The sequence below is a fragment of the Planococcus sp. TJ-307 genome (assembly GCF_058268435.1).
Genome location: NZ_JBZDOJ010000001.1, coordinates 840,934 through 854,841 on the forward strand (window position 1 = coordinate 840,934; position 13,908 = coordinate 854,841).

At 47.6% G+C, this 13,908-nt stretch carries 11 protein-coding genes; 7 read left to right on the top strand and 4 right to left on the bottom strand.

Going from position 1 to position 13,908, the window contains the following annotated elements:
• Nucleotides 1–253: 253 nt before the first annotated feature.
• The gene (locus AC4EHK_RS04085) at nucleotides 254–1,627 is read right to left on the bottom strand and encodes an LA2681 family HEPN domain-containing protein (RefSeq protein WP_490977509.1); all 1,374 of its coding nucleotides are present in this window, start codon (nucleotides 1,625–1,627) and stop codon (nucleotides 254–256) included.
• 226 nt (nucleotides 1,628–1,853) lie between these two features.
• On the opposite strand from AC4EHK_RS04085, the gene AC4EHK_RS04090 reads away from it, so the two are divergent.
• Together AC4EHK_RS04090 and AC4EHK_RS04095 are read left to right on the top strand one after the other, a co-directional pair.
• Entirely contained in the window at nucleotides 1,854–2,915 is a 1,062-nt protein-coding gene (locus AC4EHK_RS04090) for an S-layer homology domain-containing protein (RefSeq protein WP_490977510.1), read from the top strand.
• Between the two features lie 23 nt (nucleotides 2,916–2,938).
• The gene (locus AC4EHK_RS04095; protein ID WP_490977926.1) at nucleotides 2,939–4,015 is read left to right on the top strand and encodes an S-layer homology domain-containing protein; all 1,077 of its coding nucleotides are present in this window, start codon (nucleotides 2,939–2,941) and stop codon (nucleotides 4,013–4,015) included.
• Nucleotides 4,016–4,093: 78 nt separating this feature from the next.
• Here the strand turns inward: AC4EHK_RS04095 and AC4EHK_RS04100 are convergent, their stop codons facing one another.
• From AC4EHK_RS04100 to AC4EHK_RS04110, 3 genes are read right to left on the bottom strand one after another with little or no spacing between them, the layout of a single operon-like run.
• On the bottom strand, nucleotides 4,094–5,041 hold the full coding sequence (locus AC4EHK_RS04100) for a hypothetical protein (RefSeq protein ID WP_490977511.1): 948 nt from the start codon (nucleotides 5,039–5,041) through the stop codon (nucleotides 4,094–4,096).
• Complete coding sequence (locus AC4EHK_RS04105; protein WP_490977512.1) at nucleotides 5,041–6,270, bottom strand: glycosyltransferase family 2 protein; 1,230 nt, start codon at nucleotides 6,268–6,270, stop codon at nucleotides 5,041–5,043. Before AC4EHK_RS04105 ends, AC4EHK_RS04100 begins: the two co-directional genes overlap by 1 nt.
• Entirely contained in the window at nucleotides 6,267–7,025 is a 759-nt protein-coding gene (locus AC4EHK_RS04110) for a hypothetical protein (protein WP_490977513.1), read from the bottom strand. Before AC4EHK_RS04110 ends, AC4EHK_RS04105 begins: the two co-directional genes overlap by 4 nt.
• A gap of 313 nt (nucleotides 7,026–7,338) precedes the next feature.
• On the opposite strand from AC4EHK_RS04110, the gene AC4EHK_RS04115 reads away from it, so the two are divergent.
• From AC4EHK_RS04115 to AC4EHK_RS04135, 5 genes are all read left to right on the top strand, one after another.
• A complete protein-coding gene (locus AC4EHK_RS04115) occupies nucleotides 7,339–7,977 on the top strand; it encodes a nitroreductase family protein (RefSeq protein ID WP_490977514.1) in 639 nt (212 codons plus the stop codon).
• Between the two features lie 106 nt (nucleotides 7,978–8,083).
• A complete protein-coding gene (locus AC4EHK_RS04120; RefSeq protein WP_490977515.1) occupies nucleotides 8,084–8,512 on the top strand; it encodes a MarR family winged helix-turn-helix transcriptional regulator in 429 nt (142 codons plus the stop codon).
• Between the two features lie 36 nt (nucleotides 8,513–8,548).
• Nucleotides 8,549–8,845, top strand: coding sequence for a putative quinol monooxygenase (locus AC4EHK_RS04125; RefSeq protein ID WP_490977516.1), 297 nt, complete (start codon nucleotides 8,549–8,551; stop codon nucleotides 8,843–8,845).
• A gap of 192 nt (nucleotides 8,846–9,037) precedes the next feature.
• A complete protein-coding gene (locus AC4EHK_RS04130; RefSeq protein ID WP_490977517.1) occupies nucleotides 9,038–9,511 on the top strand; it encodes a VanZ family protein in 474 nt (157 codons plus the stop codon).
• A 172-nt stretch (nucleotides 9,512–9,683) separates the two neighbouring features.
• Nucleotides 9,684–13,859 (top strand): tetratricopeptide repeat protein, encoded by a 4,176-nt coding sequence (locus tag AC4EHK_RS04135; RefSeq protein WP_490977518.1) that lies wholly within the window; start codon nucleotides 9,684–9,686, stop codon nucleotides 13,857–13,859.
• Nucleotides 13,860–13,908 lie beyond the last annotated feature (49 nt).

The window sequence follows — 13,908 nt, forward strand, 5'->3', positions numbered from 1 at the left end:
AGGGCAAATGTGATTATTTTGAGTATGACGCTTGTTTTTGCTTCTTTGTTCCAGTGGTTGCGATTGCTGTGAATGGTATAGAGGTGGAAAGAGAGGGTTTTCGGGTAGAAATGGTGAACACCCGGGTTGTCCGAGTGAACACCCGGGTATACCAAAAAAACACCCGGGTAAGCACCAAGAACACCCGGGTTAAAAACAAAAAACTCCGCAAAAAAGCATCCCAGGGAACCCTCGGGATGCTTTCCACTACAATTTATTTCTTCTCCAAGCCAATCGCAAATCCTAAATACATCAGCGCGTTGCGCGCTTTAAAAATATTCGACAAAGCCATGCGTTCGAGCTCAATTTGCGTCATCTGGTGCTTGCGGAGTTCGCCGGTTTTGGCGATTTCGTCTTGCTTGGTGATGACTTGGACAAAGCTGCGTTCCATCTGGTCGCGCAACAGCAGCGCGCGGACAGTGGCGAGGTTTTGCGTATTGGATTGCTCGTAGCCGAACAGTTCTTTGGAATGCCAAAACAAAGCTTTCAGCGCGCCGTTTTTGGTGTCGCGGATAAACGGCTTGAGCGGTTTTTTCGGCTGTTCGTCTTCAAACCAGATGCGCTGCATGCCGGCCCGCGAATCTTTCATTTCCAGCTTGTAGTAATGGCTGATAAACTGGGCGGACTTTGTAAATAATGAAAACGACTGGCGGTAAACGGTTTTGAGGCGTTCGTTGCGTTCTGGGCTCGGTTCTTCTTCCAACGCTTCAAACAAGTTCCAGCGAAGCGTCGTGTATTCCGACACAATCGATTCCATAAAGGTTTCGAGGAAAAAGCCGCGTTCTTTGTCTTCTGGATCTTTGTGGCGGTAGATGAGCGTGTCGGTTTTCATCGTGCCGACCGGGTCGATTTCATTGTCATCATTTAACAACAGGTGCTGTTTGGCACACCAGTCGCGGTACTCGCGCTCGCGGCCATCGAAAAAGTTCGGCTTGTAGTTGCCGGTCACATCAACCGGGCCGATATCTTCTAGCATTTTCACCGCAAGCTTCAGGCGGTCTTCGTACAAGGCGCGGCCGTTTGCAGTCGTAATTTTATCCATGCCTTGTTTGATCAAGTCACGCGACAAATGAAGGGCTTCGGCTCGTTGGTCTTTGTCTTGCAGGAACGTCGAGTAGAACAACAGTCCCCAGCCGCGCTCGGCGTCTTTGCGTTCGTAAGACGGATCATTTTCCGCTTCAGTCATTTGCTCCAACACGTCCAGCCCGTCAAGCGAGCGGCCGACGTAAATCAACGCCTCAGCATAGTTCAGGCAAATTTGATTCCAAATAGTGGCCGGCACTTTCGTGCGAAACTGGGCATACAAACTTTCAAACAAGAACAACTGGCGTTGCTTCATCGGGCTGTTCCAATCTTTTTGCAACTGGTGCATGATGCCCATTTGGCTCGTTTCCAATAAAATCGCCAACGGATATGAGGCTTGACCTTCTAGGCGTTTTTTCAAGTGGTTGATAATCGCGTTAAGCTTTAAAGGTGCAGTGCGGGTTCTTTGAAACTCCTGCAGCAGCAATTGTGCGGCTTGGTATACTTCTTTCAAATCAAATTGCCCGTAATCGTCTGATTGGGCAATCTCGTGTAATGTCGACATCGGGTTTCCTCCTTGATGGGTGCTTCTACTATTATTGTAACGAACTCAGGGGAAAGGGTCACCCTTGTTGTCGGAATTTTATGGGTTTTTCTTTAAAGAGGGAATTGTGTGCGTGCCAGGCACACACACAATTTATTTTCTGAATATTCAATAAATAAATGATGTAACCACAACTTTCAGCTGTTAAAATAGAGGCAAGAAGCAAGATAACGGAGGAGTGACGACCGTGAAAAAGCTGATGGGTGTGCTTGTCGTACTGCTGTCATTGGTTTTAATCCTACCTGTTGCTGCTGCCGCACCAGATTTGCCCCAAAAGCATGCATTCTATGAAGAAATCACTTATTTAATGGAGAAAGGAGTGATTACTGGGTACGCGGATGGCAAAGTGCGGCCAGATGCGGAAGTGACCCGTGCTCAAGCGGCTGTAATGATTGGCCGATTAAAAGGACTGGATGGCACGAAAAAAACGACAACGTTTCGTGATGTGCCAGCGGGCTATTATGCCAGCGGCTATATTGCAGAAGAAGCAGAAGCGGGTTATTTGCGTGGTTATGGAGACGGTACATTTCGTCCTGAAGCACCAGTAATCCGGGGTGATATGGCCCTGATTGTGGAGCGGGTTTTTGACTTGGCATTTACATTCAATGTATCTTTCACGGATGTTTCGCCCAGCGCCTATTACGCAGATGCCATCAGCAAAATTCTGGCGGCGAACATCACCATTGGCTATCCAGACAACACGTTCCGGCCAGGACAGAACGTGACGCGCGGCCAATTTTCAGCATTTTTGGCACGAGCTTTAGAGCCACGGTTTAAAAATGATGCGGTTATTGCCCGGTCTTACCAAAAAGACAAAACCAAAACTTACAGCTACCGCATGTCAGACGGAACCACAGCCGTTCATCGGTTTGTGGATGTGCCGGACCGCGGCGGGCTGACATTTGGTTTAATGTGGACCGCAGAAGTGGACGGTGATCGCTACGAATACTTGGAGCTTGAAAATCAGCAGTTTTTTGCATTTGGCTACCCGTATTCGGAGTACGATGCCGTGCTCGTTTACCCGGTTCGCCTCGGCAAAACTTTCGAAGTTGGACTTGGAGATGACACCCTTACTTACACGATTACCGGTGTCAATAAAATCGTAGAAACGCCATACAAAAAATTTGTGAACGCTACAGAAGTGACCACAGAAGATGGCTTTAAATATTATATGGCAGAAGGATTTTCAACAATCAAATCCATTAATGCTCAAGGAGTCATCGAAAGCGAATTGGTGAGCCTGGAGTAGTCCTATGAGAAATGCAAAAAGGGGTGTTGGCATTGAAGAAAACGTGGATGTTTATCGTGATTGTGTTGTCGCTGGTTCTCGCTTTTTCTAACTTCCAAACTGCACAAGCTGCGGCTGACTTGCCGGAAAACCATCCGTTTTATGACGAGATGATGTACTTGGTGGACAAGGGAGCTGTAACGGGCTATCCGGATGGCAGCATCCGACCGGTTGCCAACGTGACCCGTGCAGAAGCGGCGACGATGATTGGCCGGATCAAAGGATTAGATGGGACAAAGAAAGTGACGCCGTTTAGTGATGTGCCAGCTGGAAGTTTTGCTAGCGGCTATATTGCGGAAGCAGCTGAAGCAGGGTACTTGCTAGGTTATGCAGATGGGACTTTTCGTCCCAATCAAGCTATTACGCGCGGTGACATGGCGTTAATTATCACACGAGTATTTGATTTGAATTTTATATATTTTCATGACATCAAAGATGTGCCAGATGCCAGTTACTATTATGACGCCATTTGCCGATTGGTTGCCGCAAATATCGCCATTGGTTATCCGGACGGTAATTTCCGTCCACAGTTAAACGTGACGCGCGCCCAATTCTCTGCATTTCTGGCACGTGCATTGGAGCCAGAGTTCAAAAACCAGGCATCCATTGCCGACTCTTACAAGCGGGACAAAACCAAAACCTACACATATAAAGGAGATCAGGGAAGAGTGAGTATAGACCGGTTTGTCAAAGTCCCTGCGTTTGAAGGTGGAGAAGAATTTGTTTGGGAAACGCAAATTGGCGAAGAACGATATTCGGAGCTGGAGTATGAAACCTATAATGCTTTTGCGATCGGCTATCCTTATTCAGAATACGAAACGCATCTTGTGTACCCGGTTCAAGTTGGCAAAACCTTTATAGGTGGCTACAATCCAGATGCCGTGTATTACACCATCACTGGCATAAACCAAAAGGTAGAAACCGAATACCGGACATTTACCAACGCTGTAGAAATCACCACGCCCGACGGAGGCAAGTATTACATGGTCGAGGGCTATGCGGTTGTGAAGTGGATCCAAGCGGATGGGGCAATTTACTCGGAGCTAACTAGCGTAGAGTAGTGCCTGGCACCCACACAATTCCCACACAATTTAAAAGACCGCTTAAGAGGCAAACTCTTAAGCGGTCTTTTACTGAACTTATTGTTCCTCCAGCAAGAGCTGGTAATGAATGTAATCGAAAAAATGAGCCCCGCTCAACATATCTTCTGTAGCAATGTCTTGCGCGCGCTGGACGACTTCAGCCGCCAGCTCGTTTTCTCCCATGATCGACAAATACGAATGCAAATAATAATAGACGGCGAGAGATTCGTATTCCACGCTTGGTTCACTGGTTTCCCGGTTGTAGCGGCCATACAGTTGGTGTTCACTTGTCCATTCTTCTTTGACCCAAGTAAAAAATAGCTCCGAATGTTGGCCTGCTTTTTCCCGGTTCAAGGCGATCAGCAGTTGGTCGATGAGGTGGACTTCGTCGCTATTCAAGTAGGTTTCCTCACTCGTGTCATAATACTCCGGGAAAAATATACGGGTGGCATCGGTGTTTTTCAACAGTTCAATCGACTTCTCGGAAATGGCCTCAGATGTGTTTAAGTAACTTAAGGTCAACCGTTGGGCGGGCACAGCAAATGACCAATCGTACAAATCTACGGTGTAGCCGTCATGAACTTGGACCGTGGAGATGGCTTGGCTCAGGTTGGCTGCCATAGCTGCATACTCTTGATTGCCGAATAGATCCGCTCCACGTTCTAAAGCCGCAATGATGCGGATATCATCGATTAAGGCGTTGGTCGCTGCACCTTCGTTCAAGCGCCATAGTACGAAAGAAGATCCATTTTCTGTTTCCACAAAATGCTGTTCCAATAGCTCGTACTGTTCTCGGAATCTTTTTTCGTCTTCTGCGAGCAGCAAGTAATCCATATACAAGCCGATGCTTTCCGATAAATATTCAGAATCCGGATCCTGTGGATAGGCATGAATTAGGCCATCGGAATTTGTATAGTTTTCTTCTACTTGTTCTTGTACAGACTCCATGTTTCCACACCCGCCAATTATTAATAGAAGAAATAACAGTAAAATCCCTTTTTTCATCAGCCAACCCCCTTAAAGCGCTTGGTTTTGTCCCAAGCAATAGTAGTGCCGCGGATGCGGTTCCATACATAAGTGGAAAAGCTGCGAATCAGCAGAATGATAAACAATTGGGCATACGTAAAATACATAATGAATACATACAGCACATTTCGCAGCGAAACGTTCCGGTCAACGACTAAAGCGCTGAGCAACTGGCTTGTGTACACAATATAGCTCATGAACCACAAGATCAGCAAAGGAGCTTGCATATTGGGCAACTGGTAACCGGCAATGCTCATAATAAAGAAAATATCCGAGAACAGCAGCACTACAACAAAAATAAGATAGGTCAATACGTGCTGAAGGCTGAGGAAGAAAGTCTTTCCTCTCCAATGCGTCAAATCCATCAAGGATTTTTCCAACAAGTAAATATTGCCGGTCAGCCAGCGTGTTCGCTGCTTAATGAAGGTTTTGACTTGTTCGGGTTCTTGTTCCCACGTCCGTGACGTCGGCACAACCGGCAGCAAATAGCCTTTAGCGGTCAGGCGGACAGTCAATTCGGCATCTTCTGCCAGTGCGAACACATCGTAGCCGCCGAGTTCTTCCAGCACCGATCTCCGCAACAGCATATTAGTTCCGGCAAGCGAACCCAGTTTGAACATTCTCCAGCGGCCGCATTGCATCAGCAGCTGAAACACTTGGAATTCTAAACCAATCATGCGGGTCAGGGTATTGGCCTCGGCATTTTTGGTTTTTACATAGCCGACGGCACCCGCGGCGTTCTTCGTTGTTTCAGCCGACCGCACCAATTTCTCAAGGGCATCGGATTCGGGTTCGTTGTCTGCGTCGTAAACAACAAAGTAGTCCGAATCTGAAATGCTCAATCCGTAATTCAACACACGTGATTTGCCGGAAGGAGTTCCTGGCGGGACGGGAATGTAATGAATTCTGGAAAACACACGGGCAAAATCTTTTCCGATTTCAGCGGTGTTGTCTTTCGAGTTGTCATCCAATACATAAATATCGAGTTTGCCTTTGTACTGAAGGCGTGCCATAGCATGCAAAGTGTTTTCCAGCACTACGCCTTCGTTGTGGGCAGGAATCAGCAAAGCCACACTTGGGTAGGCTTCAAGCGGTTCCGCATCTTTGTAGGTCAAGCGGTACCAAATGCCGGAAAGGGTCATTAACGAATAAAAAATCAGAAGCAGCCAGAAAAAGATCATGATGACTAAAATCACAGAAGACATCATGTGGCCTCCACCAAACTGGCCAAATGATCGGCATCGTCTATCTGCACTTTCATAGATGTAAAGGGCGGATCGACAAAATTAAGATCTGCCTGTACTTTTTCGTGGAACCGATCCAATACCCGCTGAACGCCCTCAGCATGAGTGTTTTTCAATAGAAGGTAGATGACCCCGTTGCTGCTCGTGATCAAATCAAACTTTTGGCGGATGGTTTGCAATGCCAAATGCTCCAGATCTTCCTGCAAAATAGCTTTCATTCGGTTATCCGTTGAGCTAATGTCCAGTTCGACAAACCAAACTTGTTCATTGTTTCGCGCACTCGAGTTCAACAGCCACTTGGATTGCTCTTCAAATTCCGAAAGTGTCAAGACTTTGGTAACGCCTCGGTATTTTTGAAGCAGCTCAACTTGCTGTTTTAATTCGGTGTTTTCGTAGCCAATTTTTTTAAGGAAGTTCAGCAATACCCAATACAGCACCATCAAACTGGTCAGCAACAGGTGATCATATGCATACAGCAATTGCATTTCGGCCGGCTGCTGATAATAAAAAGAATATCCAGTCAAAAATGCGCCGTAAGTCAGGGTGACAATCATAGCATGCAAAAACACAAAACGTTCATGCACTATTGTCATAATGATGAGGGATGCCCCACCAATCACCAGTGCGGCTTTGTAAAAAGGGAGTGCCAGAAAAACAATGGCCCAGCCATTCAGCAAAATCGCAATAAGTAAACTAGCTAAAATTAAGTTCTTTTTCATGATCATCCTCATTTCATTTATTCATTAATAGTTCAAAAGATGCCTTTGAACTAACGTGCGATTGCTCAACAATATCATAGGATTAGGATATTAGCACCGCTTATGCACTAGGCTTGCTTAAGTCTAACTAGTTGGATTTTTTGGAATAAAAAGTTTTGAATTCACAACAAAGCACCATTTTAAAGATGCTTTGGGAAATTGAAACCACCAGTTCATAACAGTTGCATCTCCATAAAAATCCCGTTATATTGATTGATGTATCAATAATTGAGGTATCAATTAATAATTTCTCACAAAAAGGAGCACCTACATTATGCAAACCATTCAAAAAACAAATGACTTTAACGAGATCGTCAACGGACGCCGTTCGATCAAGCAGTATGACCCTAGTGTAAAAATCAGCCGGGAAGAAATGACGGAAATTTTGGCTCAAGCTTCAAAAGCACCGTCTTCCATTAACATGCAGCCGTGGCGCTTTCTTGTTATCGATAGCGACGAAGCAAAAGAAAAGTTGGCACCTGTCGCTTCATTTAATTTAGACAAAGTCATGAGTTCTTCCGCAGTTATTGCTATTTTTGGCGATCGCCGAAACTACGAATATGCTGAAGAGATTTACGGAAAAGCCGTTGAACACGGATATATGCCGGAGGAAGTGAAAGAGTTTCAGTTAAATTATTTCAAACCCTTGTACGAAGGCTTGTCTGACGAACAAATGAAGGACATTGTTATGCTGGATTCAGGTCTTGTCGCAATGCAGTTGATGCTGGTAGCGCGTGCTTACGGCTACGACACCAACCCGATCGGCGGCTACGAGAAAGACAAACTTGCAGAAGTATTCGGCATGGAAAAAGACCGCTATGTTCCGGTGATGCTGATCACAATCGGCAAAGCGCTGGATGAAGGCTATCAATCGTACCGTTTGCCTGTCGACACCATTACGACTTGGCGCTAACAGAACGCTTGTCCAGATTGAGTATTCGCCATTTTTGTATTATATTGGACTGGTCAATACATAGTGGACATCGCTATCAATTGGCTAGCAGGTAGGAGGTCCATGTATGTCGTGTTCATTTTCAAAGCAGGAACAAGTGCTGCAGCAGTTTAAAGGACTGACAAATCAGTTGAGCCCGAAGTTTGAACGCTGTACGGGCATTAGTGCATCGCGCTATGAACTATTGTCACAGCTATATAATACAGAAGAAATCAACCAGTCGACGCTTCAAAAAACGGTCAACATCGACGGTGCCGCTATTACGCGCCATCTCAAACAACTGGAAACGAGCGGCATGGTCATGCGGCGCAGAAACCCGGAAGACAATCGGGTGATTTTTGTCAGCCTGACCGATGCAGGGCGCAAAAAGATCGTTGAATACCGAAAAGAAAACATGGGCTTTGTGAAGCAAATGCTTGATGATTTTACCCTTGAAGAAGTCGACGCATTGTCTGACATGCTCGAACGCATGCAAACCAATATAAAGGAATACTGATCCACCAAATACGATTAAAGGATGGTTGATTTTATTATGATGATTATTCACGCGCACTTGCAGGTAAAACCGGATCAAGAACAAGCCTTTTTAGATGCATGCAAACCCTTGATCGAAGCATCGAGAGCAGAAGCGGGCAACGGCAGCTACGACTTGATGAAGTCAACAGAACACGATGGCCACTTTACCATGGTTGAAACGTGGAAAGATGCCGAAGCGATTGCCGCTCATAACACGAGTGACCATTTCACCACTTTCGGCCAAAAAGCCACTGCTTTCATGGCAGCACCTATGGACGTGAAAGTGTTTAGCGGAGAACCTGTACAACTGTAAATTCTCGATCATTTATCGCCGTTCTGCTTTTAGCAGGGCGGCGATTTTAATTGTGTGGAGATTGTGTGAGTGCCTGGCACCCACACAATTCCTGGAAAAAAGAGACTAGTCATTACGGAACCGCAGATTTATAATGAACAGAAGGAAAATAAGCCAAATAAATATATAAAGAAAATCGAAGGGAAGGGTCTTTTGAAAGCCAAGTACATACCGGTTATTCTGTGGGCTTTTGGCATTTTGCTGGCCACCAATAATTACAATTTCCAGTCACTGCTATTTGCCCAGGATATTAGCTTTAACATTCGCTTGTTCCCGGATCTGTCGGATCTCTTCATCACCAGCGACATCTACTTGGACAGCGCAGCGTACGTATTCCAAAAAATTGGTCATGCTCTGTCTTTTGGCATCTTGTGGTTGATACTTGCCAAAACCATCAACCACAAGGGAAAAGCAATTATACTGTGCAGCCTGTTTGCTTTTTTTACGGAGTTTTTGCAGCTGTTTTTTGAACGCAGCGGTAGGTTAAGTGATGTTTTGATCGATATGGGCGGGATTTTTCTGGCATACCGTTTGAGCGTCTATGTAAAGGCTCAGGGCGGTGTGAGTCCGGCCTTTTGGCACACGGTGCAGAAATTTTCCAGATCTGAAGACGGCAAACCGCGCTGACCCTTTTGAATAAAATCGCCGTTCTGCTTTTAGCAGCGCGGCGCTTTTTTTGATGGCTCTAATTGTGTGGGAATTGTTTGGGTGCCAGGCACCAAAAAGAGTATTGCACCCTAGAATTTTCCACTATATAATAAATCAACCACATTTATATGGGGCTTAGGGAGAGGCGGGAATGGGAAGAATGACAGCTACAGAGATAACTACAGCTACAGAGATAACTACAGCGCAGCAGGCAGTTGAGGCAATCCGCAGGTTATGGGCGGGGCATTCGATTCGGGAATTGCGCAGCTTTTTAGGGGAACTGCAGACAGAAGAGGAATTTTACCGCTTGATGCGTTTAACGGATCAAGCGGATTTATATACGTACAGCCATTTGTTGGCGACACAGGCGCACAAACGTTTCGGCACGCTTCGGACTTTTGCATGGCAATGCGCGCGCCTATTGGAAACCGGTCGCAGCCTGGAAGCGGAAGAGCGCATGATGGCGAGGCTGCAGGGCATTTCGTCCGGCGACGATTCGGCAGAAGAACTGGCATCGGCGCATCAATTGCTGCTGCGGGTGTTTGCCCAATTAAACCGGCTGCCGGAAGCAAAAGCACAGCTCGACCGCTACGCTGAATTCAAAGGCTTTGTCTGGCCGGACCTTCAGGGCTATTATTTTATCCACAGCGGGCAATGGCTGGAAGCGGAACAGGTGCTCGAGAAAGAATTGAGTGATACGGCAACAGAACGCAGCGATTATGTGCGGTTGTTGTATGCGGATGTGCTGGCAATGACCGGGCGGCCGAACGAGTCGCTTGCAGTGCTCGAAAGGGGACAGGAACTGGAACCCGGTACATGGACGTTCCGCGCCGACATCATCCGGACTTCTTTTTTCTTGGGGCAATACGAAAAAACACTCCAGGAAATTGCCCATTACAATGAAGAAAATCCGTACCATGTGTTCCATTCGGCGTGGATCTATATAACGGCAGAGTGTTTGTACAAGCTGGAGCGCTGGGAAGAGTTGGCGGAATGGGTGCGTACCCATTCCAAACAGTTCCAAAAAACGGTTTACGGCAAAGGAGAAATCCAGCGGGACGCCAAGCGCCGAGAGTTGCGCTTGACGCCAAACATCCAGAAACTCAATTACTGCGTCCCGGCGTCACTCGCGCTAATGCTGGAAGCGTATGGCATGAAAAAAGGCCAGGACGAAATTGCGGAGCATGTGTTTGATGTGACCGGATCCGATTTGCAGAAAACCATGGAATACATGGAGTCGCTCGGATTTACAGCACGCTATTTCAAAGGAACCATCGATCTCTACAAGCAAATGATAGATGCAGGCATTCCGGTGCTGCTCAGCATGCTGATTGAAAACAGTGCGCACGTTCAAGTAGTCATCGGCTATGACGACCGGCTGCAGGCATTGATCATTCAAGATCCAAATGACCTTGGTCCGTTTTTGTTGTCCTACACGGATGTTGCGGACACCTATAAATTAAGTGATTCGCTCAGCATGCTGTTTGTCACGCCAGAACAGGAAGAACTTTTGGAGCTGCTCGACAGCAGCGAGCACGATTTTTTCAACGAACTGTTTTCAATCTGGAGCCTGGAAGAAAAGGCCAAAGAAAAAAACCAGGCGATCGATTTTCTGAAAGCCCATCCGGACGAACGCTATGGTGCGGTGGTTGGACTAGTTACGCAGTTTTCGGAAGAAGCGAAAGCTCTTCATTCCGTCTGGCTCAACAAGCTCCATCGGGATCTGGGGGCAGAAGATACCGAAGTGGCGCTGCTTGCGGCGCATATGCATTACCAAAAAGAAGAGTGGGCACAGGCGCTTGAAAACCTGTCCCGTGTAAAAGAAAAAACGTCCCCTTATGCGCTGTTTTTAAAGGCGGCGATTTTGATGAGCCGCAACGAACACGAAGGAGCCGTTCCGCTCCTGAAGCGGTCGATCGAGCTGGATCATTACCAGCCAATGGCATACAGCCACTTGGCGCGCTGCTACTTGGAAATCGGCAAAACCTATCAGGCATTCAAATGGTCGAGCATTGCGCTCGAGCAGGAACCGTCCGACGTGTATGCCCGCATTACGCATGCATTGGTCCAATACGAATCTGGAGCTTATGACAAAGCGCTGGCGCGGTTCCGCGAGCTGTCGGCAGAACAGCCGGAAGATGGCTATTTCATTTATGAAATTGGGCGCTGTTTGCTTGCACTTGGTGAAGAAAAAGACGCCATTGCGGCATTCGAGGAGGCGCGGGACATTGATTCGGCAGAGCCGTATGCCTATTTGCGGATTGCGGAAATCCACATGGAATCAAAAGACTGGACGCAGGCAGAAGGGGTCATCCGCAGCGGCATCAAAAATTGCGCAACAACGGATGTGCTGCACCAGTATTTGGGGCATATTGCCATGGAGCAGGAACAGTACAAAGAGGCGGAAGCCCAATACCGCACGTCGCTCGAGTTGGATCCGTCTGATTTGTTTACGGTGACGCATATTGCCCACTCGCTGCTTAAGCAGGAGCGGGTCGAAGAAACGGGCAAGTTAATTACGCAGTACGCAGAATCGGGCGATACGGATTACTTTATCCGGACCGCCATGATGCTGTGGCAGGAATCAGTGAATGATGCTGGTAAAGCGCTGGCAATCGATTTGCTGGAAACCGGCATGAAACGGGAAGCGTTAAATCTTCACGAAATGGCTGAACAGTACGCGGAGTTTGGCGAAGCACCACAGTTCCGTGGACGTTTGCTGGATTTCTTCAAAAAATTGCGGACCAAGGCGGCAGATCCGTTATTGCTGTGCTACGAAGCGGGCCTTTACGAACTGGAAGACCATCACCGCTTTGCGCGGAGTTTGTATACGAAAGCAGTGGACATGGCCGATTTGCAGGTGGCTCATTACCAGTTAGGGCTGCTAGCTGAACAAGCGGAAAAATGGGACGAAGCGCTTGTTCATTACACGAAAAGTGCGGAGAGAGACGCCGGATTTACAGCTGCTCACGAGGGGCTGATGCGAACCTATTTGGCATTAGAAAACAAACACAAAGCGGTTACAGCAGCGTTGCACGTTTTGGAAAACGAACCGCTGCCGCTCGATTTGGTAGAGCTGTTTGAGCTGGTGGACAACGAAACACAAATGGCTGCAGTGGAAAGTGTTCTGCAGAAAGTATCGGTGCACGTGCCGGAAGAGTGGCTCTTGTCCGCGCAGGCTCATATGGCAGAGAAAAAAGGCGATGTGGCAGAAGCCGAGTCGTTATTCTTGCGGGCGGAAGCAGTTAACGGCGCGCTGCCTTCCCGCTACCAGCATATGCAGTTTTGTGTGCGGCAGGGCGACAAGAAACGGGCACTCGGCATGCTGGAAGCATTGATTGCCGAGCATCCGGACGAAGAAGGGTTTTACGGAGAATACGTCCGGTTGTTGGCCGAAATGCGCAAAACCAACGATCTCCACAAACGCTTGAAAAAACGGCTGACAGGCGAACAACTGGCAATGGCGGAAACCTACAGTGCCGACCACTTAGTCGAATGGGCAGACGCAGAAGACGAACAACCAAAAGGCTTTTTTGGCAGGTTGCGCGACAAATCGCGAAGCATCATCATGTTCTCCAACACCATTGCCCTGTACCGGGATGCAGCCAAAAACTTCAAAGACAGCGAAGTGCCGGTGCTGCACCTGGCGGAATTTTACATGAACCGCGGAATGGCGGAAGAAGCCGCTCGGGTATTGGCGCCATTCGTTAAAGAGACAGGGCATGTGGGTGCGGCCAAACTGTTGCTGCAAGCGACCATGCAAAGCGCCAACACCAAACAATCTGAAAAACTGCTCCAAAAAGCTTGGTCCATGGCTGAAGATCTCCAAAAACAGCAGCCTCTTGATTTTGAAATTCAGTTGTGGCAAGGCGACATGGCCGCAATTTTCGAAGACATCGAGCAAGCGGAAGCTTATTACGAGCAGGCGATTGCGTCCAATCCTTACCACAGCGAAAGCTACGTTCACCTGATGCACTTGCTGGCGGAGCACCGGCCGGAAAAAGCCAAGCGCTTTGAAAGCCGCTTGCCGGAAGAATTGCTCGTCAACGAATGGATCCTGCTGTCGCTCGCGATGATGGACACCACAATGGGCGAAAGCGCTGCTGCGACCACACGCTTGCTTGCGCTGCAAGCCGAAGAACCCGGTTACTTGCCGGCTGATTACGAACTTGCCCGCGCCGCCATGAAATCCGGCCAATCCCGGCGCGCCAAAGAACTTCTCCGTCAGCTGTTCGACAAAGACGGCGGTGAGTTGTTTATTGAATCAGCAGTGGAAGAAGAACTATTTGAAGAGATTTTGGAAGAAGTTTTGGCAGTAGGTGTTTAGGTTGCCTTTAGTAAAAGAACGCCCTCATTGAATTTCAATGAGGGCGTTC